We start from the raw sequence: 22,714 nt of genomic DNA, 5'->3' as shown, positions 1-22,714 counted from the left end.
ATTTTCACGAAGTTGACCGATCAGCTGAGTTTCGCAGGCTCCTGGATCGAAAATCACCTCGACGGATTCATCCAGAAGTTGCGTTAATCACTAAGCCCGACGACGACGGGGCTTCCCGAATCGCACCGCAAGCGTTGGGAGATTTGCCGGTTTACGGTCGGACCTGCTCTTGTGGGGCTACTCGCCCCGTTTGCTTATCGAACAGGCGAACCGATGGCTGGGCCAGACAGCCGTTACTCCTATCCTGTGAGGGATTCGGAGTTACCGTCGCTCGCATATTCTCTGCCGCATTCAGATCACTATTGGCGACCAGTCCACAGTCCGAACAGACGTACAAGCCACGCTCAACGCGATTTGAATTGGCCTGCGCTCCACAGGCACAGCAGCTGATCGACGTTGCCAACTCGTACTCATCGACTCGTTCAACGCCGACCCCACGTTCTTCAGCTTTGTACTCTATTTGCTGAATGAGCGTCTCAAACGCCCAGTCGTGCAGGCGTTTGTTGCCGTGGCGTCCCCAGTCTTCATCCGCCCGGATGTTCTTCGGATGGCCGACCGCGATCGTGCCAACACCACGCTCTGCACACTGTTCGACGATATCTTTCGATACCGTGTGCAGGACATGCGTCTGGCGGCGTGAGTTTTTCGTTCGTGCCCACTCTGCGGTCTGTGAGGGGCCGTTCTCACCTTCAGTGTCGTACTCTTTCTGACGGAAGTAGTGAGCGTCTTCTTTCAGCGCGTTCCCCGGATATAAGACCGTCTCGTCACCGACTGAGACTGCTGCTGTATTACAGATGCCGAGGTCAACACCAGCCGTCTTTACGCCGGAGTTGTCGGGAGCGTCGATGGCGACTTTACAGACGAAGTGCAACTCCCAGTGGTCACCAGTCCAAACCGCCCGGACTTGCTGGACATCTTCGACACCAGCCAGGCTTGCGTCAGGGCCGGTGTCGTATTCACAGAGGATGAAGTCAGCCCATCCATCTTTCAGGTTCTTACCTTTCGACAGCCGGACTTGCTGGTGCTTCGTATCGAGTTTGAACCCGTCTTCTTTGAAGGTGATCGTGCTGCGTGGTCGCTGGTCGCCGTGTTTCCGGTAGCCCGGTGGATTCGCGTCTGGATCGTCCTGTTGGAACCACGACTGGAAAGCGCCAGACAATTCTTCGACAATTGCCTGACTAGATTGGGCATTCAAGTCCTTCCAGCAGTCCTGCGTTTTCATGTAGGACTTGAGCGGTCCTTCGTCGGGAATTTCTCCCGTGTGATCCCAGATACGGCTGATGGTCCACCGAGCAACATTCCAAATTTTACTACCGGAACGACCGAGTGATTCAAGGTCACGCACGACACCCTCACGGTTGTTTGTGAGTGTCGCTGTAATGGTACGTGTCGTGACCAGATTCACTATACATAGCCTATGACAGTAAAGTAACTTGATGGTTACGACTCGACGTTGAATATCCAGCCAGCAGGAACAATGGCGGCATCTGCCCGGAGCCTACGCGATTCACTCCCGCCCTGGTCGCTCCTCGGTTCCGACAGAGCGTTGGAACGCTCGTCACTCACGGGAAGGGCGGGATCCTCTCGCTGAATCAAGATAGATAAGCGCTCGGTCGATTCGAATTACCCAGCAAAATTACCACTCCGTCGACATTGCCAACGATCGCCGTAAGCGACTCGCGAACGCCGACGGGAGGCGGTATCACCGGGTACCGTAACAGGCTAACCCGCTCGAGCGCGGCGAGGTGTCGCTCGCCTACGGCGACCTGCTGCTGATCCAGCAACTCGCCAGGATGGACGACGACATGCTGCGGTCCTCGGCCAACGCTCACCCCACGAGACTCGCCGCGAAACTCTGGCGAGCGCGAACCGACTCGAGCGTCGGCGACGATCCCTGGAAGCGAGGTTGCAAGGGTGTCGCCGACTATCTGAAAGACAGCGATCTCAAACACTGGATTCGCCGTCCTCAGAAATATTCGATTTCTGATGGGCTGCGCAAGAGCGTCGCTCTTGCGAACGCCAGGAAGCCGGCGTCAGCGACACCGACGCGAAGAAGTTGGTCTCGAGAGTGATCGATGCTGTTCTCGACCGCTCGAAGCATCGGGTGCCCGTCCGCAAACAGGCGAAACGAAAGAACGGCCTCGAGTACACAGAGCGGCGGTTAGTACTCCCTGCCGACGCCGAGATTCCCGGTGAAACAGGAGGAGGTGAATAAGCGGCGGTGACAGCTGGTGTCCTCGGATGACCAGGGACAGTAGGTTACAGGACGCCTCGAGAGAGGGTCGATGACTCTCTGAGACGCCTCACTCACAACAGGACAGCGGGTGTACGAGGGTTGGGTACCGGTTGGTGTGTCACTCGAGTGGTCGTCGGTGGTCAGACTGACGGACAGGGGTTGGAGGAGATCCTGACGACAACAGCTGTCACTGGATATCCTACTCCTAGCGGTTACCGAGCGTTGGTTAAGGTTGTTGAAGAGAGCGTGATACCCATCTTGTATAACGGTATTGCCCGAAGTCGTACTTCTTGATGAAGTCACTCAATCAAATCGTTTGAGGTCGTTCTAGCGAATCCAGAACAGAAATCACAATTTCCGAAATCGTGAGTTCTATTGAGAAGCAGGTTCGATCAGGTGTGTGGAGCAATTCGTTGATCGAGAAATCGAATTCGATCAACTCACAGACTGCTACGAGTCCGAGGCGGCAGACTTCGTCGTGATCTACGGACGCCGCCGTCTGGGGAAGAGTGAACTGGTCCGTCAGTCCATCGCTGATCGGGACGACGCCGTCTACTACCAAGCAGTCGAGTCTACCGCACAAAACCAGCTTGAGCAGTTCGTGGACACAGCGACTGCACAATTCCCCTCGCTGCGAAACGTTCGCCGGGACTGGGAAGCACTCCTCGAGGCACTTGGTAATCAAGACGCTGTCGTCGTCATTGATGAGTTCCCGTTCCTCATCGACGAGGATGAGTCGCTCCCCTCCCGGCTACAACGGGTCTGGGATATGGAGTTACAAGAGACTGGAATGACTCTCGTGATCGTCGGGTCCTCGATTAGCGTCATGGAAGAGAAGGTACTCTCGGGGAGTGCGCCGCTGTATGGGCGACGAACGGCAACGATCGACCTCAAACCACACTCCGTCACTAACGCACGCCAGTTTTTTCCGGAATACGACCCTGAAACCGCTATCTCCGCGTGGTCGATATACGGTGGGACACCGTACTATCTCCAGACAATCGATCCTGACCAAGAGTTAGAGTAGAACGTCCAGCAGTCGATCCTCTCGGAACGGGGACTCTTGTACTCCGAGCCAGAGTTCCTGCTTCGAACCGAACTCCGACAGCCGAACACGTACTTCAGCATTCTCCGCGCACTCCCCCATGGCCGCCGAACTCCAAACGAAATCGCAGGTATGGCCGGCGTCAAGTCAGGTTCACTAAGCACGTACCTTCAGAAGCTTCGCCGGCTCCGCCTCGTCGAGCGACACATTCCCGTAACTGAATCGCCGACCTCGTCGAAACGTGGCCGATATCGTATCGCTGCACCGCTGTTCCGGTTCTGGTTCCGATTCGTCTACGGTAATCAGGATCAGCTTCGGATGGTCGGCGAAAGCGCGTATGAAGATCTCGTCGCACCAGAACTCGCAGATTACGTGAGTCCGCTATTCGAACGGCTCTGCCAGCGAGCACTCCCAACTCTCGTCGACCGGCAGTTCCGAGACGTCGGGCAGTGGTGGTTCAAGGAACACGAATTGGCCGTTCTTGGCCTGACAGCGGAGGGACTTGTCGCTGGGGAGTGTAAGTTCACCTCCAAACCCGTCAGTGAAGGGATCCTGTCCGACCTTGAACGGACAGTGGCCGAAGTACGGTGGTCAAAGCGGCCCGCTGACGAGGGGGAGCTGTACGTGCTGTTCAGTCGTTCGGGATACACTGCAGATCTTGAACACATCGCTGAAACACGGGAGAACGTCCGTCTCTTCGACCTATCCGACCTGGTCACTACTGAGTCCGACCGTAGTTGAGGTTGTAAAGACGGTGGTACAGAAGAGTTCTCATAGGGAGTGGTGATTGCAATCAGTATCACCACATGGGTCCGAGCAACCTGGTTCGGTACCTACAGTCGCCATAGTGTAGTGATTGGCAGATCACCTGCATGAAACCCATTAGCGATTTCCAATATAAATAACCAAAATGGGAATGGTTTATTGCTTGCTTTCCTGTACACCAATATGAAAATATGTGTGGACGATAGGAAGTTGCCAGAGATTGGTGATGAGACCGCCAGAGAGTGACGCCACAATCAAAATAGTAGATCCCAATATGGCAAAAATATCAATTAACGCGTTCAATTCGGAAGAATACGCAGATTTAAAATCCGGTGTTCGTCGGATAACTTTTCGAACAGCAGTTGTTGGAATCGTTCTCAGTATTATTGCTGTCCAACCGGCGCTTGCAGATGACGTTCTCTGTGACGCTGAGCAACTTCCTGATTTGGTTTCAGGCTTCTTCCAGATCACGACTACGCTCGGTATTGTCGGATTGGTCGTCGTCTGGCAGGCAGATTCGCTTATGGAGATGTTCACAGCGTCCCCAGATCAAAAGCGGAGTCTGAAGCAGCACAAGCGGTCTGCATTGAAGTCCGCAGTGATATTGTTGGTACTCGGGCCGCTGTATACCGTTGCGGCCTCGATTATGGGACTTCCGCTCGGTGATTGTATCAATCTCGTCCCGTGGTGACAACCCTTCAGTAGATCACACAAGATCATGCAACAGTTCCTCCTCACCGTCAGTGTACTGCTCTGCCTTGGCGGAGTCATTCTGAGTGCAGGGGTTGTGAGTGCTGATCAGCCTTCACCCCCGGAGACAGAGACGGATGAACCTGATGACAACGAGACGGCGACACTCTGGTCAAAATCACCGAATGAGTGTCCCAGCGATGAAGAGTACTACGAGCAATTTGGGGAGCATCGATCTGCTCTCGAGGGATTGAGCGACTGTACGGATATCAGCTTTGCAGAACCACCGGAGACTGCTAGCATCTGGACGCAATCCGATTTCGAGTCGCTTTCTCCTGGCTCTGCATCCACAGCAGTCTACCCAGACCATGCGACGACCGCTGATGGGCGGTGGATATCGGATGCTCATGCAACGGTCTTTGCAATCCAGCCAGCAACGATCGTACACCAGGATTCCGATGAAACACCGCTTTATGTTGCACCACAAGGCGATCTCTACGGCTTCATCGATTACCGGGTTGACGTCCCTGAGGGCGAATCGACGGACACTCGGACTGTGTCTTGGTCTCTTGTCGAGCACGAGATTAGTGACACTCGAGTAAAACAGGACGAAACCCTCATCCACAACACATCAGATGAGCACACTCCACAACTCGAGTATGAACTCAATGGGAGTGGATCGACGACGCTCACACTCGAAGCGGATATTGAAGTCGAACTCGAGCGCACAGTCACTCGACAAAACGGCTCTACAACGGACACACTGACCGAGAACCTCACGGTTTCGGACCAGCGCGAGCTCGAGATCTACAATCTCACGGCGTCAATCTACCACGCAGCGTATCCTGATGGTGATAACGGCGTCGCGATTTATCAGTCCCAACCGTGGCATGGATACGAATTAACGGAGGACGGTGATGCGGTTGTTCGGGGTGTCTGGCGGTATTATACCGCACGGGACACGAACTGGGACACCCTCATCCAGGCGTCGACTACAGAGTCAGAACGACAAAACTCGACAGCAGTACCGGTATACGTTCGTGCGTTTCCGTCCGAAACAGGTCCCCGTGCAGACCCCATCCGGGATGGACCGGATATTGAGGAGGTCTGGGGGTCAGACAGTCCCTCACCGAATCGAACGATTCACGAACATGTCGAGGTAGATGTTGTCGATGAGCCGTACGTTCGCTCGTACGGCGTTGCAGTACGTCACGACGACATTGACCGCGATCATCTCGAAGTTCAGGGAATCGTTCGTGGCGAAACTGCTGAACTGGTCGAGCCAGCGAGTGGGTCCGAACGCCAGATCCGAGCGAGTAATCTCTCTGTGGAGATTCTCGAGCAAAACGAGTCAGCGGCAACGATAACAATCGAACTTCGAGATGCTGAAACTGGAACGCCGATCGAGCTCCAAAACCGGTTTGAAGACCACCGTCGGTTTGCTCCGATCGGTACGCAGGTCCGAGATGGGTACATCTCCGTTGGCGAAACACGAGTTGAGACGAATAGTTCCGGAATTGCGACTGTAACACTCACACAACCCGGTGCGTATTCAGTAGCGTATCACCCCGGAACGTGGCGGACACACGACCCTGCGTACGTTGGTGATGTTGAGCGAGTGTCGTGGCATCCCTTAGCGACCGCGAATGGATGGTTCACCCTTCTGGTCCAGGTTTTCTGGCTCTCACTCCCTTTTGTGGCGGCTCTGTATGCCGGTCTGAAACTCGGATCGTTCCTTCACATTCCTGACGGACACAATTCATGACACAACGTACCATCACAGACCGACGCACCGTCCTCACTGGAATCGCAACAGGGACAGCTGCTGTTACGTGTGGCTGTCTCAGCGGGAGTGAAATCACCGGATCCGAAACCGGTGACAGTATTCCCGGTACGAACGATGTCTTTGAGGACATCTTTGTCGATGGAACGGAGCTTGTCCTCGAATTCAGTGACGGCTCATCGACCGATCACGTGAACGTGATTGATCCAAGTGGAGAGCTGTTTGCCGAACAGCCAATTACTGCCGGTGTTGATCGTACACGGGTTGAAATTGGACTTGAGTACGACCCAGGTGAGTATGACGTCGTTGCGCTCGAGGACGATGAGGAACAGACAACTCAGTCAATCGTAATTGAGCCAGATATTCGTATAAGCAACCTCCGGCTTGCTCGGAATCATCCTGAAAAGATGTTCGAAGGGGCGAGTGATATCGATATTCGAACTGAAACGATAGTTCGCCTCGAAAATGCTGGTTCAGGCCCAGACCAAGCAACTCGTCTAGCCTTTTCTGGTGATGTTCCACGGCCCACTCCAGATGAATACGAAATGAGTGGTATCTATGATACGGACAGCGATATTCGTCGAGAATCTGAGGCTGTTGAACTTCCTCCTGGAGAGGGTTTGACAGTCTATAGCCAACTTATGCCTTTTTCTGAATCAGGGCAGAATGTCTCTTGCTCTCCTGATACTGTGGAAGGTACGGTCGAAGTAACTCTCGAGACTGCTGTTCAAGATAATCTCATTCTCGAAGAATATTCGGTATCATTCACTGGTGAGAGCCTGAGCGAATGTGAAATCAAAATCGAAGACCAGCCATGAGTTCCCTTACAGAATTCGGACGTCAATGGTTCGAAGATATTATTGAAACGACAACGGAGTGGTTCCAAGATGGACTTGTTGAAGGGTATCATGATATCACAGAAACGGTGTTTGGAACCCCTGTACCAGAAACAACCGGAAACTTCGTCTTTGGAACTCCATCAAATGATCCGTGGGTTGACCTTCACGATACACTTGTCACTGGCGAGATTATGCTACTTTCGTTGCTTCTTTTGGTAATGTTCGTTCAAGGGCGTCATACTCTTCGCATTTTTAACTTTGGAAGTGTCTATGAGGCTCGCCAGGCTCAGCGGTCCGCATGGACGGGGGCCTTTTTCATTGTGACGTGGTACTGGATTGCAGTTCTTATTGTATACCTCGTTGATGGGTTCACAATCGCGTTAGTTCCTGATATTGACGCTCTCAGAGAGGCGCTGATAGCCTTCCTCCAAGTGACTATCTCAAATCATGCTTTGGCACTGTTGATGGCCGCTGTTGGTGGAATTTCGATGTGGTGTCTACAGGCGCTGTTCTTCATCCGAGAAATTCTTCTGTATATCTACCTGTATTCAATGCCGATTATTATCGCAGTCGCGTACGGATACCTGCCAGTTATCTCCCGCGTTGCAAGGCGAATCGCCGTTAAATTCGTTCCACTGGTAATCATGCCACTTCCGGTTGCGATCCTGTTCCGTGGATATGATCTTCTCTTTGGAACTGGTGCAGAATCGTCGCTTGCACCGGAGAGCAATTTCTTGAGTTATCTTGTTGGTGCCTCACTCCCGGTATTTTCGCTTCTATTGATCTGGAAGCTTTTCGCGTATGCGAGCCCGCTAACAACGAAAGTCATCGGTGGGGCCACGAAGGGAGCGGCAACGGTTGGCGCAACGATTGGTGCTGCATATGTTGCTGGTCCGCTTGCTGCGATGACTGCCTCCCGATGGGGGCCAAAAGCGGCGGCGTGGCAAGTTGCTAGTCAACGGATGCGCGGTCAATCGAAGACAGACACGAGCCAGTCAGGTAGGTCACACTCGAGTTCTGGAGGAAGCAGTGGAACAGTGCATGACAACGTCGTCTCGGACGCTTACGGTCAACGAGGCGTTCCACAGTATCGACGTACCGAAAACGATCCTGGGTACTACTAACCATGGCAGATCGAGAAGCCGCACCTCGCAGAATACTGGATGAACTGGGCGAAGAGAACCGTATCCCGATTGTCAACGTTGACGAGGGCGATGTGTATGTCTTGTTCGGATTTCCGATTACTGGACTGCTCATCGGTGGGTTTAGTGGTATCAACGCATTGGTTTTCCCACTCGTTCTTGCAGGTGTCGTTCTCGGGGTTGCATCCGTGTACGCAAGCCCGTCCCAGTTATCGGCTACAGCGTGGCTCACTGATGTTTTCCGGCATTACTGCAGACGCCCGCGAGTAACGTACAACGTCCCAAAATCGGATGAGTCCGACTCCAGTCATTCACATTCGACGAAGAACAACGGTGGGCTGGTCAACTACACGCCCTTCGCACCCGATGAGCGAACGCAGGATCTAACCAATATTGAACGAGCGTGGCCCGGTTCAGGTGCCGTTCAGCGCACTGATGGTTCGATGGAAGCTTTCCTCGAGGTCGATCCAGGGAATATGGATTTTGCGATGAGTGGTGATTGGGCCCACGTTCAGAACGTTGGCGCCGAGTTCGCGAACAAAGAACTCGATTATAATCTGAAATTCCACGCGACCACGCGGTCGTTTCCCGTTGAAGGCCTGATCACACAAATCGATGAGCGGCTCGAAGATGAGGATGTCTCCGACAATCCAATATTCGAGGAACTGCTCACGGAGTATCGCGAGCAACGCCCTCAGGAACTCGATGGCGCTCAACAGCTTCGGTACTTTATCGGCGTTCAGGTCAATCCGCTCGAGGTCTACAATCGATACCGTGACGAACAATCTCCGGCTGAGAAACTAACTACGCTCCCAGTCATTGGATTCCTGTTCAACCCCTTCGTTACTCGCCGTGAGGATCTAAGCGACGCGGAAACCCGGGTAAAGATGTTCGACAAACTCGATCGACGGTGTCGGGCTGTCCAGACCGAACTGATCCAGAATGCACCTGGCTGGTCGGCTCGCCGCTTGAGCACAGTCGAACTGTTCGTCCTCGCGATGGACTTCTGGAACGGCGAAGAACACGATTACGACGACGCAAGTACTGCTGTTCGCGAACAACCAGTTCTCAACCACCAGCGGAGGGATGACGATGAGTAGTCCGATCACTGGTAGTGTCGTCTTTGTTGTCGAACTCGGGCAGTATCTGGTTTCTCTCGATCCAACACTCATTGTTGCAGGACTTATTCTGGGAACTGTCCTCCTGGGTGTTGGCGTGAAGGCCTATTGGGGTCAAGCGAACAATGACGAGGAAGAAGTCGACCTCTCGGACGTCCTCGACGAGGAAACGCTCGAGGCTGGTCACGCCGAAGGACAACGCCTCGAAGATATAGCTGAGCGTCACAAGAGCACCGTTGCCCCATCGGCCATTACGTGGGAGACTCGAGCCGCACAAGTAGGAGAACAATGGACGTCGACCCTCTACATCGCCGATTATCCTGACTATCCGAAAGATGGGTATCTGAACGAACTGTTCGAACTGACCGATATCGAGTTCGATCTCACCGTCCATATCACGCCGAAGAATCAGCAGAAAGCCCGTGACGAACTCCAGCGTGTTGCAGACGATCTTCAGGTCGATGCGGATCTCGAGCAGAGCGTTCGCGGGGCGTACCTGCAGGAACGCGCCACCGAAGCGGTGTCGACGTACAAAGCGGTCGAAAACGGGAGCCGTGTATTCGATCAGGGCATGTTCATCACTGTCCGGTCGGAGACGAAAGACGACCTCAGAGAAGCTGTCCGCACGATTCGACGCCGGCTTCGCGAGCAACCCGCTGGCCTTACACCGAAGACGGCAATCTGTAAGCAAGATCTCGCACTCCAGGCCGCTGCTCCGATCGGATCGAATCCGTTTGGGCGCGAGGCCATCTCACTCGGGGGCGCAGTCGGCGCGTTACTTGCTTCACCGCACAATGCGACGATTCTCGAGGACGATGGTGTGGAGTTTGGAACGCACTGGAAGAACGGGAGTCCGGTCGTAATCAATCCGTTTGCTCGAGAAAACGGCTATGCGATGTTCACCATCGGCGACCCTGGGTCCGGGAAGTCGTTTGGTGCGAAACAAAACTTCATTCGGTCGATCGAGCAAAGCGAGGATCGAATCGGAATCATTCTCGAGCCACTGAATAACTGGGCTGGTGTCGCCGAGGCACTCGGTGGAACACGCATCACGGTCGGTGGCGACATGGGGCTGAATCCGCTCGAGATCAAACCAACTCCCGAACGGATTCAACGAGCAATGGGGGAGGACGCGAGTCCATACCGGGAAAAGCTCGACAGTGTGATGAGCTTCCTCTCGAACTACTTTGCGCTCCGTGGAATCCAACTCGGCGATAAACGAACGACACTCGAGACGGCCATCGAAGAGGCGTATGCGCGGAAGGGCATTACGGACGACATCGCGACGCACACCAATGAGAGCCCGACGCTGCGAGACGTCCTCGATATCCTCGAGGAGATGGTCGACAACCCGGAAGGGTTCGTCGTTCGAACGGATGAAGAGTCTCGAAAGATCGAATCGGATGCAACGTGGTTGATCGACCAGTTGCGATCATTTGCTGAGGACGGTCGGTACGAAAATCTTGGGCGGTCGACCGAGTTTGATCTTCGCGACGAGAAAGTGATCTATCTCGACCTAGCCCAACAGGAAGGCAGTCTCGGGGGCAGCACGAGTCTCATCATGCAGTTGTTGATCACGTTGGTCTACGAGCGAGCGAAGGAGACGGACAAGGAGGTCGTGTTCGTCATCGACGAAGCCCGATACCTGATGCAGGATGCGGCGAGCCTCGAGTATCTCGAGATCGTGTTCCGTCACCACCGCCACCATGACCTCTCGATCCGGATGATCACCCAGACCGTCGACGAGTTCTTCCAGCACACTGAGTCCGAGGCAATCCTCGATCAGTGTGCGATCAAGCAGTTCCACCATCTCGACGGGATGGACCAACACTGGGCCAACGAGTTTGGACTGAACTCGGCACAGATGCGGTTCGTCCAGGATGCTGTCCCTGGAAGTGAAGACATCGGGTATTCGGAAGCACTCGTCGGCGTCGACGGCGACTGGCGCGGTATCGAGGTCCATGCACTCGAGAAAGAGAAGGCAGTAATCGATTTCGATGCCAAAGACCAATCGCGAGTTGAGCTTCCCGGAGTCTCTGAAGGAGATGGAGGACAACCCACAGAAGACATACGAACAGACGAAACGGATTCCGAAACGCAGCAAGACGCGGGTCACGAGGTGCTAACGTGGACTGACGGGGGTGACTCCTCTGATGAGTGAGTACATTCGAGTAACACCAACCTCTGAGGGACTCCACACCGCAGAGATACCTGCCGCACTCGAGAGCGTGCACAAACTGACGAACCCAGATGCACGAGGGTTGTCGAACCAACTGAATCCGTTTGCTAATACTGCTCCACCAACGTTCGAATTTCTCGCTATCAGCGAAGGGGAAGATGAACCAGTCGAGTTCTACTACGGTGTCGACCACACAGCCCATCTCGAAACGCTCGAGAAACGGCTCAAGACAATCTACCCGCAAACGTTTGACATCGCGCGATGTGAACTGAACCTTGAGCAAAAACTCATCCACCCAGTCGAATACACACCGGACGAGTATCATGAGCGACTCGAGGATGGAAGATTGGTAGCGTCTCGAGTGGTCGACGAACGGGCAGATCACGAGCAAGATGGGGGCGAGAGAACTGACGGTGGTCGGTCGACCGACGAGGAACTCGAGTTCGCTAACCTCGAGTCCGAAACTGACGACGCCGATCGTGATGAATCGATCCTCGAGTACACCTCTGACGAGTCTACTGAAGACGGTGATTCGGCGTTCGACGAAAGAACCTTGTCCACTCCAGAGTCCGAGACCATCTTCGCTCGGCCACCACTCGAGGAGGTCGAACCGATCGGTGTGCAGTGGTACGGTCGGGCCGAGCGAAAACGCGACTGGATGACGACCATCAAATCGTTCGCAAACCAAGATCCGAATCCAACCGAGTACGATACCGAACAGCCCCCACTTGCGACGTTGATCGATCATCTCACCGAATTCGAGTATCCGATCGCATTCCAGGTGGTCTGGCAGCGTAAAGCTAGCTGGATTGCGGACGCAGAGTTACGAATCGAAGACATTCGAGACGGACGAGACACGTTCAGCCAGCGCTCTATCGGCCTGCTGTTCGAACCCAGTGACGTCGGCTCGGAGGAACACCAGCGTCCCATCGGAACCGAAGCCCGAAATCGAATCGACCGAATCGAAGCCAAGCATCCAAAACGGACGTTCACCGTCAATGCTCGAGCAGTCGCGCTTCCAACTTGCGATGGTACCGAGGCAAACAATCGCGTCGAAACCCAACTTGACCAACTCGCTCAATCGCTGAACGCCTTAGATGGCCCGTTCTACGAACTCGAGGGACGTCGACTCCGCTCGAAAGGCATCTTGAATCGAACGAAACGCAAACGTGCTCGAACAGTCCTCAAAAACGTATTCGATAGCGAACTGACTACGGGACGAGGGAAATGTCGGCCAGACCTCGTGTTAAACGCCGATGAACTCGCGAACCTCACTGTCGTCCCCTCGTCCCAAGACCTGACGATCGAAGGTACCCGTGGGGCACGTTCTGAGCAACGCTCTCGGAATCCACTCCCACGGCCACATCCGGATCTTATGGACGAGTTTCGAGAGGGCATGGCAATTGGATATGCAATCAATGAGAACGGTGAGCCGGAAGATGAACCGGTCTGTATCCCGCCGTCCTTGCTTCCGACTCACTACGTCCGTGCGGCAACGACCGGCGGCGGAAAGTCGAAATCGCTGACCAACGACAAGCTCTCGCTATACGATCAGACCGACGGCCCGATCATCCTGATTGACGCGAAAGGCGACGGCCTCTGTGAGGACTATATGCGAGCCCACGCTCGCCGATTCGGTGTTGACGATCTCGAGGAAAACGTCCTACATTTCCCGATTCCCGAGGTACTCCCTGGATTCGCGTTCTTCAACATCGAGCGTCAACTCGAGAACGGAGTCCGTCGTATTGATGCGGTCCAGAACAAGGCGGATCACTACGAGGAGATCCTGAAAATGGTGATGGGTGACGAGCGCTACGAGCGAGCAGTCGTCGCGCCAACGCTCATCAAGTATCTCATCAAAACGCTCTACGACGACGAATATGGCCGTGAGAACGGGCGATACCGGGAGAGTGAGGAGTACTTCGCTCACGATCAACTCGAGTACGTCGTCGACCAGCTCTGGCGTGCTGGACCACCAGAGCCTGAGGAAGGGGCTGCCCCACGCTCGAGTAATCCACAGGTACAACGGCGGCTCGATCGCCAGCTCCAGCTCGATCCAAACACGTTTGCGACCGTAATGGGCGGCGTGAGCAACCGTCTCGACTACATTTCTCAGGACGAGCATCTCCGCCGAGTGTTCAACAACACCGAGCCACAGTTCGACTTCCGTGATGTCCTCGACGATCGGAGGGTCATCTTGTTCGACCTCAGTGGGCTTCGCGATGAGTCGGCAAAGGCGATGACGGGTGTGGTCCTGACAGAGCTATACAACGCGCTGAAAGAGCGTGGTGACGATCTTCAGCGGAAGCCGGACGACTACGTGGTCAATCTGCTTATCGACGAGGCTTCGAGTCTGGCTGTCTCTGGCATAATGAACACGCTGTTGGAGAAAGGACGAAGCTTTCGGCTCTCTGTTGGTCTCTCGCTCCAGTTCCCTGAGCAACTTGACGTCAAGGGTGGCCGTGAAGTCTACCTGAACGTTCTCAACGACGTTGGGAGCCCGATCATCGGCAAGATCGCTGTTGACAACGAGATTGCGAAGGTGATGGCCCACGAGGAGATGGATCCTGTCGAGTTCGCCAATCGAATCCGGTCACTTCCACGTGGTGAATGGATTGTTCGTCTCCCGAGTCCGACGTTCGGTGAGACTGGCCCAGAGCCATTCAGCTTGGCACCACTTCCGATTCCACCGGGACATCCCGAGAGTGATGATCCACTGACTGCCAACGAGGAGCAGGCGTTTCAGAACGCGCTCGAACTGATTCATGAGCGAGCGGAGACCGAGTACGGTACTGTGTCTGAGTCCCCTCCAACGAGTCGGACTCCGGATACTGTTCGCGAGACGTTCGAATTAGCGTCCGAAGACCTCGATATTGCCCTCGCAAACGCAGTTCGTACCATCCAACTCCGACGGGATGCTCGTGAAGAGAACGGATGGGTTCCTGTTCAGCCGGTTGACCAGGTACTTCGAACACAATTCGAGGCCGCCGAGGCGTCACCGCCGTCGATCGAAGAGCTTGGAGAAATTCGGGACCGTTCCCGGTTACTCGAGGTCTCACTCGACCAGGATCACAACGAGATTGTCGTCCGGTTAACCGACGAGGGCAAAGCGGTGACCGAGCCAGATACAGGCGATGTTCGATCGTCGGGAAGTGATCGTCACGATGAGTTGTTGTTCACCGCTGAACGGGAACTTTCTCGACAGGGATTCGATGTCACGGTCTTTACGCAGGATGGAAGCGAGAAACCGGATGGACGAGCAGTTCATCCCGGCTGTGAACACATCTTTGATATCGAGGTCGAGTCGACAACGGTCGACAAACCGGTGAAGATCCTTCGAAACTTCCAGCGGGCTCGGAACGATGGCCACATCCCGCTATTCGTCGTTGCTACTGCTGGGGACGGTGACGATGAACTGCAGGCTGCTACTCGTCTTGAGGATATCCTTTTGTCGCCAGTCAACGAACTCGAGTCCGGCGATGTTCGATTATACACGTCTGACTCGCACATCACGTTCGATGGCGGTGCGAACGCTCGAGATGGCGTGACTGCAGTTCGGCCAGCGACCGGTGACTCGAGACGCTCTGTGTGGACTCGAGACGATGGAGAGTATCTGTTGAGTAGTGAAACGGGAACTGAATGTATGACCGTTTCGTCGTTTGACTCGCTCTCACGAAGTGATGTCCCGGCAGTATATAGCTATGACAGAGCTGCCGATGAGTACGTTGTCTACGAACCCACCGAACGCCATATCTACGAGACCAAATCGGCGTTCAAACAGGAGTGGGTCCCAATTCGAAAGCCGTTTGTCCCCGATACTGTCACTTCACAACTGAATGATGCACTCGAGCCACACGTGATTGCTGTGGTCGAGAGTGATAGTGGCACAATACGGATCTATCGTGATGGGCAACTACGATCTCTCGATGTTCTTGTCGAAGCGGCGGATTCACTGACCGCTGAACGGTCACCCAGTCCCACTAAGCAAGAACAGTCTGATGATTCCGTCTCGACTCCTCGCTCGAACCCTGGATGTGGTCCACCAACTCTTGATTCTTCAGAGACTCTGTCTGAAAGCAACTCATCAAATCGCTCACAGAGCGTGGATTTCGGAAGCTTCGTCGAGGAGTGTCTCAGTGAACAGGAACACGCCGAAATAGCAAAAGACGAACTCTACAACGCCTACGAAGCATGGGCAGACACACACGGTCACGAGGCATATGCGAAATCCTGGTTCGGCCGGAAGTTGAGCGAGCATGTTTCGTATGATGAATATCGCCCAACACGTGACGGCGAGCGTGTACGCCACTATACTGGTATCACACTGTCGTCCTCTGGTCGAACCTTCCTCGAATAACTATGGGTGAAACCATCATGTATCGGGTGGATTTTATCTGCAATCATTGCCGTCCAGGCTTCCCGGAGATCGGAAAAATGCCTGGACAGGAATGTCCAGGGAAAAATCGAAAGACTGCGGCTGATGTCCAGGCAAATGCGGGGCGAAAACCGACTAGTACAGAGGGGGGTTGTCCCGTCGGTCCAGGCAGTCTCGAGCGACGAAGCGTTCAACCCCGCGAGTTTTTTCGACTCCTCGAGAGTCGGAGAGTCATCACCGATGGAGGTCGACCATGAATGATCAGATAGCAGGCGGAATCGATGTCGAAGCAGTACCGGGTACACTCGCTGAACGACCACAGTGGATTTGCTGGCGAACGGAGGACCGCGATGGGAAGGCAACGAAGGTACCAGTCGATCCGGAGACTGGGAGCTTTGCGTCGACGATGGATGATCGGACGTGGACTACTCTTGAGCAAGCACTCGAGTACATGGCTACTGGTGCAGCCACGGGAGTCGGATTCGTCTTCACGGCGACGGATCCGTTGGTCGGTGTGGATTTAGATGACTGCCGCGATCCCGAGACAGGCGAGCCACTCGAGCCGGCGCCGTCGATCATCGAGCGGTTGGATTCGTTCACCGAGGTTTCGCCATCGGGAACTGGGTATCACGTGATCCTCGAGGGGGATCTTCCTGATGGCCGGAACCGACATGGCTCGATCGAGATGTACGACCGGGCTCGTTTCTTTACTGTGACTGCAGACCACGTCGACGGAACGCCGACGTCGATCAACGAGCGACAGGAGGCACTCGAGGCGGTTCACGAGGAGTTCGTCGCGTCCCAGGTGAGTGACGGCACTGACGGTGTTGACGGCAATCTACCGGACACTGAGGCTTGTGATCAGTCACTGAAACTCGAGGACGAGGAACTCCTCGAGAACGCACGGTCGGCGAGCAACGGGGAGAAGTTCGACCGGTTATGGCGTGGCTCGACTGCTGGATACGAGAGTCAGTCAGAAGCAGATATGGCGTTGTGCTGTTTGCTGGCGTTCTGGACTGGTGGCAACGCCACTCGAGTCGATCACCTCTTTCGTCAGTCAGGGCTGATGCGAGACAAGTGGGATGACATCCATTACAGCGATGGCTCAACATACGGTGAGAAGACGGTCGAGCGGGCAATCTCGAGTACGAACGATGTCTATGATCCGTCGAACGAGGACACAACAGGTACTACAGAGACGCAACGTGCACAGACGGCAACTGCACAGGGAGCAAGTCGAGATGGATCGTCATCGTCGGCTGAGCGGACTGTGGGCGGAACTGACGGCGCACGGATACCCTATCTTGCCGAGAAGAACCAGCTTTTGAGCGAGCGTGTTGCTGATCTCGAGGCGACGCTCGAGCAGAAAGACGATCGCATTGAGGAACTCGAGGACGAGAACGCAGCGCTTCGAGAAGCACTATCCACTTGTGAAGACCAACTCGAGCGATTCAATCAACAGCCTGCTATCGAAACGGATGGTGATACCGCTTCAGATAATGGCCGAGACTCGATCTGGAACCGTACAAAACGCTTCGTCAGAGACAGGAATTAGGAGATCTATCGCACTCTCACAGGTTTTATCGCCTCCTGAAGGGAGCGGAGAGATTACACATAATCACAACTGTAGAACGTGACGAGTTGCGGGCATTCTTGAACAGCGGGAAGAGACCCTCGAGCAAATTCGTGAGCAGCCTATCGATGACCATTCTATCAGAAGTCGCATGAGACGCTTGTTCCGAAGCGGATGGCTCAGTATACCTGTCTGAACCTTTCTCTCCAACACTGCCGTAACAAACGTACCAAACAACTATGTTCCAACAGTACCAACATCGATCCATGTCGAGCGGCAATATCGGTATCGACGAGTTCGAGAACGCCGACGACGACGCATTCGAGGAGCGAAACAACACCGAGCGGATTGTCTCGTTCCTCGACAAAAACGACGATCGTGCGTGGAAGGCAGCGGTGATCGCTAAGCGCCTCGATCTGGAAGCGGATACCGTCAGTGCAATCCTCTCACGATTGAAAGAGCGTGGCATCGTGCGGCACAAGCGCCCATACTGGGCGATTACAGATGACAAGGAACGGCTCCAATCTGCCTACCGGCTACACCAGTATCACGAGGCCGCAGACGAGCAGTACGGAGCGGAACATCTCGAAGAGCTACAGACCGATGAAATGGAGAACGTGCAGTGACCGCATTCGAAGAACTGGAACGTGGTGACATCGTCTGGGGAACCGACCCACTCTCGGAGAAAGGACGTCCAATGCTCGTTTTGGGAACACCTCAGTTCTCTACCCACGGCTTACAACTCATTACTGTCCTGCTCTCTTCGAAGACCTATCACGAAGAATCGCTTACGCTTAGAGACGGCGACTACGAGGGCGATCCACTTGGGAAACGAAGCCATGTTCTTCCATGGTCACTCGTAACTCTCAACAGTGCTGCAGAAGTAGAATTCTATTTGACTTCGCTCACTGACGAACGTATAGAGGACGTGGTAGCACAAACAATCGACTACATCTCCACTTAAGCAGACTTTGCTCTGAAATCAGTGACACTAAACGCCTTCCGCCAGCACTACCACCTATTTGTTTAAAATCTGTAAAGGTGAATTGAATAGCGGACTTTTAGATGCAATGGTCTCTAAGTATGAGGTAGAAGGGGAATATCATGAGCTCAAACGCCAAGCGGAAAACGGGTAGATTCGATAGACATATCGACCCTGACCGTCTGGCAAAACGGCTTGACGCGATTGACCAGTGGGTAGCGCATATCAATTCGACCCCTGCCCCAGAATGGGGTGCAGAACTGAACAATTTAATCAACTCACAAGTCAGCGGGGCAGAAGCGCTCTCCGAAAATAGAGGGGAAGATTTCCCACAATTTGATCAATTCGATCCAGACGCGATTCGCGAAGCAGGCCAGGCGACTGATTGACCAGCAGGGCACTGTCTAGATGAGAGTTTGAGGAATGAGTAAGTGGTGGCGAGAAGTGGCTATGCAACTCGCCAACCTGCTCAGAGAGAGCTTAGACGTGGACTGTGATGAGGGTTGGGAGAACCAGCACATCCCGACACCCATCAGGGTGTTCGAGATGCGTCTCCATTCGATGGGATTGTCAGTTCGGGAGGTCGTCGCAGTCCTCGAATTATTCGGCACTGACCGTTCTCACGGCGCAATCTGGAACTGGACACACACTTTCAGAGGCACAGAGCAACTCGCCGACGTCCACGAGACGCTTGCGTCTCGCCAACGCCGCGGGACTGACCCCGCGGCAGCGTTTTTGCACCGGTACTGAGAAACACAATATCGACGAGACAGCGTTTCTCATCGGTGCTGGCAGCTATCTGGCTGTCCTCACTTGTCACGAACTTGTGGTCAGCTTAATTACACCGAAGTCACGTCGAAAAGTGGTTTCAGACTGTCTTAATACGAATCGACCGCTTTCACTCCGACTGGCGGGCCAGCCAGCCAGCGCAAGTCGCTGGTTCAGACACTTCAGACACCACTACAACCACGATCGACCGAATCAAGCGCCAATGGCCGGAACATCAGCTGAGAAGGCACTGAACTAGACAATGCCGAATTTTTGGTTAATTCAATTGTGAGGAGAGGTAATTTCCTTTGGATATTCGGATCGGAACTACTCGTGGACCAAATCACCCCCGTTATTTCATACGGTTGAAAGCAGGCTGACTGGCAGCGAGGTCGGCAAAGTGTGTCTCCTGTCGGCAGGACAGCCATGAACGGAGGAATGTCACATAGTGACAACACTCGGTTTGAGCCGGAAAAGAAGTCAAATACAGGTTCGTTGAAGACTCTTGTAGAATGAACGACCTCACCGGGTTTCAGCGTGATCTGTTGTACGTGATCGCGGGTGCTGACCAGCCGTCTGGTCAGGATGTCAAGGATGAGGTTGAGAGGTACTACGAGAGTGAGATCAACCACGGTCGCCTGTATCCGAACCTGGATACGCTCGTCAACAAGGAGTTCACCGAGAAGGGGCAACTCGATCGGCGGACAAACTACTACGCCATCACCGATGCCGGTGAGGACGTAATTCAGGAGCGACTGGAGTGGGAGAACCAGTACGTCGATATGTGAGTCGACGCGCATTCAGTTGAAGCGGACGTTCACTGGCTCTGACGGTTGTATCGAAGAAAAGGCTTATACTGGCAGGATAGTCTCATCGGAGCATGTCCGCTGAGACTACCGACACTCTGCCACATCTCGTTACTATTGTGGGCAGAGGTGTCCCTTCGAACTACGAAATTACCGTCGACGGCGAGATTGAACTGGTCGGTGCTGATCCACTCGAGGAGGCCACGGTCGTTACGGACCACGCCGCAGAGGGCGCGGTCGATACCGGGGTGATGCGGTTCCGGTTCTCCGGCCAGATGGTAAACATACATGTTGTCGACTGGAACGGCGTACCGGCACCAGAATCGCCGAGCACACCGGAGGTCCACATCGATTACGGCGTACCCGCCCAAAACGGGAACTGATGTACACTCGGTCGCTCGACGAAGCGACTGGCGGCGACTAACTCGGGATATGCCAGAGATAGGGACTTTACACTCTAATACCAGAGGTTTCAGTTTCACTGAGGTTGGGTCGCCTATATACTGTCCTAGGTTGGATACTGATTGTAGAGGGGGCAGACACACCACACCCTGGCGCAGTCACACGCGCTTCCCCCTCCAAGACCTGCAGTAACTCATGTCCACGACAAATCCACCATCTCTCGGCACCTGCCCATTCTGCCACGCCGAGATCACGACGATCGACGTGATCCTTGAGTACGAAACAGACTCGGGTTTGGCAGTATACGCCGAGTGTCCCGAGTGTCAAGACGTCGTGAACCCGCAATAACTGTCATCTCATGCTGTTTGAAGAGATGAACCGGTTGCTCGCCCGGACAACTCAGACAGAGACAGCGGTCGTGTATGAGTGCCGACGCTGTGGAACCACTGTCGATAGTGATACCGAGACCTGTCCAGCATGCGAATCAGACGCAATCGTCGAATACCGGATCTCCTGACATATGCCAGAGGTATACGACCGGATTCTGGATGTTGTGGCGGGGAACCCGGGAGCCACTGTTGAGGAAATCACGGACCTGGCACATGATTGTGGTATCACCGACACAGGTATCCCGGATCTCCTCACAACAGCTGAGGGTAACGACGATCTTCTCGAGTTTGACGGACGGTACTGGGTAATGCGGACAGGCAAGTATCGGTTCCATCGCTACGACCACCCAGAAACCTGACTCCCCTTTCAGGTCTGTGTACCGGACCGCTATGTGCCAGCGCTGACTGTTGACTGGACGCACGATCCCTTCTTTGAGCACCTGTTTCCGGATGCCCACGATCAGATGGACCTTTCTTCCCGTAACGAGGGAGATGGTGCCCCAGCAGAGTCAGATTTTACGAGGCGCCCCTCGAGGCCGAACAAGCCCTTCGCGGGATTGATGAGCGACTCCCCGAACCGATGACGCTCAACAGTTCGCTCACTGAACTGGGTGCCACCGCAGATGCGTATGCTCGGCTCGATCCTGAGCACCGCAACAGCGGGGAGTAAGCCAACGTACTCAGCCTATCGTCGGTAGTAGATTCCTTGTATCTTACCTTTGGGTTAGGCATCTTCTGCAGTTCTGAAGAAGGGAGACTGACCTTAACCAACAGTTCCGAGTGGTATCCCCAATTTGTTGGTTAACACTCGCGGAGCTAGACCTTGTTCTATCACTTCATCTGCTACCAACATACCTGTCTTCCAGCGCGGGTGGACGGCCGCTCGCGACACCTGTGAGGAAGGAACGTAAATGCAGCAGATCCTCTCCGGATGTGCCTTCCGCGATGCACTCCCCAGTTCGGATCTGGGCGAAGCCCACACCTGGGGGACGGAAGAACGGGTTACTCACCCGATCTGTGTCGATTGTGCGATCCAGACACAGCCAGATCCCGACGAGCGCAACCACCACGCCTGGGACGGATGCAGACTCGTCGTCGACGCACTCGCGGCGTCGCCGGCGTTTCACGCCGGCTTCCAGTGGGACCTTCGGTCCCGCCCGGCTCACGCGGTTTCAAGTGAAACTCGGTCACCTGGAGGGACCACTGCAACTGTGTGCGCGGTGTAGTCCCAATGGATCAGCCACGTACTGGACTCGCGACCTCGAGGAGTATCTCGTCGCGTCGCCGGACGAGTGACCCCAAACACTCTTTACTGTTTCGCTGTAAACTGTAATCAATACCAAGCCATGTCACGTACGTCAAACCGAGCCAACGGCGACGTCATCCGCGACTTCCTCTCGGTCGCGGACCTTCTCGAGGGACCGCAGCTCGCTCAGCTGTATGCGTATATCGATCAAGAGGAGGAAGTGACCGTCCAAGAGATGATGGACGCCCTCGGCCTCGCGCAGGGGACAGCATACACCTACGGTATGAGTTTACCCCGAAGTCTCGACAGCCGGCACAGCGTGAGCCCGTGAGATCATCTCATTGTTGTTGACGACTCGGCGAAGTTCTTCGTAGGG

General features: G+C 54.5%; 16 protein-coding genes and 5 pseudogenes. 19 read left to right on the top strand and 2 right to left on the bottom strand.

The window, feature by feature from the left end; genetic code table 11:
* Window positions 1-151: 151 nt before the first annotated feature.
* The gene (locus tag GRS80_RS14905; protein ID WP_343161598.1) at window positions 152-1,408 is read right to left on the bottom strand and encodes a transposase; all 1,257 of its coding nucleotides are present in this window, start codon (window positions 1,406-1,408) and stop codon (window positions 152-154) included.
* A 226-nt stretch (window positions 1,409-1,634) separates the two neighbouring features.
* On the opposite strand from GRS80_RS14905, the pseudogene GRS80_RS20815 reads away from it, so the two are divergent.
* From GRS80_RS20815 to GRS80_RS14865, 8 genes and pseudogenes are all read left to right on the top strand, one after another.
* Window positions 1,635-2,215, top strand: a pseudogene (locus GRS80_RS20815) (hypothetical protein); the annotation flags it as partial.
* A gap of 421 nt (window positions 2,216-2,636) precedes the next feature.
* Window positions 2,637-4,022: pseudogene (locus tag GRS80_RS14895) on the top strand (ATP-binding protein).
* A 250-nt stretch (window positions 4,023-4,272) separates the two neighbouring features.
* Entirely contained in the window at window positions 4,273-4,737 is a 465-nt protein-coding gene (locus GRS80_RS20810) for a hypothetical protein (RefSeq protein WP_305079978.1), read from the top strand.
* 27 nt (window positions 4,738-4,764) lie between these two features.
* Window positions 4,765-6,501, top strand: a complete 1,737-nt coding sequence (locus GRS80_RS14885; RefSeq protein ID WP_235019758.1) for a hypothetical protein — start codon at window positions 4,765-4,767, stop codon at window positions 6,499-6,501.
* Complete coding sequence (locus GRS80_RS14880) at window positions 6,498-7,337, top strand: hypothetical protein (protein WP_160048257.1); 840 nt, start codon at window positions 6,498-6,500, stop codon at window positions 7,335-7,337. Before GRS80_RS14885 ends, GRS80_RS14880 begins: the two co-directional genes overlap by 4 nt.
* Window positions 7,334-8,482, top strand: coding sequence for a hypothetical protein (locus GRS80_RS14875; RefSeq protein ID WP_160048256.1), 1,149 nt, complete (start codon window positions 7,334-7,336; stop codon window positions 8,480-8,482). Before GRS80_RS14880 ends, GRS80_RS14875 begins: the two co-directional genes overlap by 4 nt.
* A gap of 2 nt (window positions 8,483-8,484) precedes the next feature.
* Entirely contained in the window at window positions 8,485-9,600 is a 1,116-nt protein-coding gene (locus tag GRS80_RS14870; RefSeq protein WP_160048255.1) for a hypothetical protein, read from the top strand.
* Window positions 9,587-11,779 carry a transferase gene (locus GRS80_RS14865; protein WP_160048254.1) on the top strand — a complete coding sequence of 731 codons (2,193 nt, stop codon included), beginning with the start codon at window positions 9,587-9,589 and terminating at the stop codon, window positions 11,777-11,779. The genes GRS80_RS14870 and GRS80_RS14865 overlap by 14 nt, the downstream gene beginning before the upstream one ends.
* Window positions 11,780-13,460: 1,681 nt before the next feature.
* On the opposite strand, the gene GRS80_RS20805 is transcribed toward GRS80_RS14865, so the two are convergent.
* Window positions 13,461-13,922 (bottom strand): hypothetical protein, encoded by a 462-nt coding sequence (locus tag GRS80_RS20805; protein ID WP_235019757.1) that lies wholly within the window; start codon window positions 13,920-13,922, stop codon window positions 13,461-13,463.
* A gap of 9 nt (window positions 13,923-13,931) precedes the next feature.
* On the opposite strand from GRS80_RS20805, the gene GRS80_RS21125 reads away from it, so the two are divergent.
* The 11 genes and pseudogenes from GRS80_RS21125 to GRS80_RS14805 all read left to right on the top strand — a co-directional run.
* A complete protein-coding gene (locus GRS80_RS21125; protein ID WP_343161597.1) occupies window positions 13,932-16,154 on the top strand; it encodes a primase-like DNA-binding domain-containing protein in 2,223 nt (740 codons plus the stop codon).
* Between the two features lie 271 nt (window positions 16,155-16,425).
* Window positions 16,426-17,727, top strand: a complete 1,302-nt coding sequence (locus GRS80_RS14855) for a hypothetical protein (RefSeq protein ID WP_160048252.1) — start codon at window positions 16,426-16,428, stop codon at window positions 17,725-17,727.
* Between the two features lie 284 nt (window positions 17,728-18,011).
* Window positions 18,012-18,371, top strand: a complete 360-nt coding sequence (locus tag GRS80_RS14850; protein WP_160048251.1) for a helix-turn-helix domain-containing protein — start codon at window positions 18,012-18,014, stop codon at window positions 18,369-18,371.
* Window positions 18,368-18,709 carry a PemK-like protein gene (locus tag GRS80_RS14845; protein ID WP_343161596.1) on the top strand — a complete coding sequence of 114 codons (342 nt, stop codon included), beginning with the start codon at window positions 18,368-18,370 and terminating at the stop codon, window positions 18,707-18,709. Before GRS80_RS14850 ends, GRS80_RS14845 begins: the two co-directional genes overlap by 4 nt.
* A gap of 140 nt (window positions 18,710-18,849) precedes the next feature.
* Window positions 18,850-19,116 (top strand): hypothetical protein, encoded by a 267-nt coding sequence (locus GRS80_RS14840; RefSeq protein WP_160048250.1) that lies wholly within the window; start codon window positions 18,850-18,852, stop codon window positions 19,114-19,116.
* A gap of 61 nt (window positions 19,117-19,177) precedes the next feature.
* A pseudogene (locus tag GRS80_RS14835) lies at window positions 19,178-19,754 on the top strand (IS6 family transposase).
* A gap of 253 nt (window positions 19,755-20,007) precedes the next feature.
* The gene (locus tag GRS80_RS14830) at window positions 20,008-20,283 is read left to right on the top strand and encodes a PadR family transcriptional regulator (RefSeq protein ID WP_160048249.1); all 276 of its coding nucleotides are present in this window, start codon (window positions 20,008-20,010) and stop codon (window positions 20,281-20,283) included.
* Window positions 20,284-20,375: 92 nt separating this feature from the next.
* Window positions 20,376-20,684, top strand: coding sequence for a hypothetical protein (locus tag GRS80_RS14825; protein ID WP_160048248.1), 309 nt, complete (start codon window positions 20,376-20,378; stop codon window positions 20,682-20,684).
* A 539-nt stretch (window positions 20,685-21,223) separates the two neighbouring features.
* The gene (locus tag GRS80_RS14820) at window positions 21,224-21,451 is read left to right on the top strand and encodes a hypothetical protein (RefSeq protein ID WP_149083198.1); all 228 of its coding nucleotides are present in this window, start codon (window positions 21,224-21,226) and stop codon (window positions 21,449-21,451) included.
* 552 nt (window positions 21,452-22,003) lie between these two features.
* Window positions 22,004-22,388 (top strand): annotated as a pseudogene (locus GRS80_RS14810) (hypothetical protein).
* Between the two features lie 50 nt (window positions 22,389-22,438).
* Window positions 22,439-22,648, top strand: a pseudogene (locus tag GRS80_RS14805) (hypothetical protein); the annotation flags it as partial.
* Window positions 22,649-22,714 lie beyond the last annotated feature (66 nt).

Origin of the sequence: Natrialba sp. INN-245 (assembly GCF_009807105.1) — an archaeon.
Classification (GTDB): domain Archaea; phylum Halobacteriota; class Halobacteria; order Halobacteriales; family Natrialbaceae; genus Natrarchaeobius; species Natrarchaeobius swarupiae.
The sequence above is the reverse complement of the archived record's forward strand: the minus strand, read 5'-3'. Positions and strand labels throughout refer to the sequence as shown.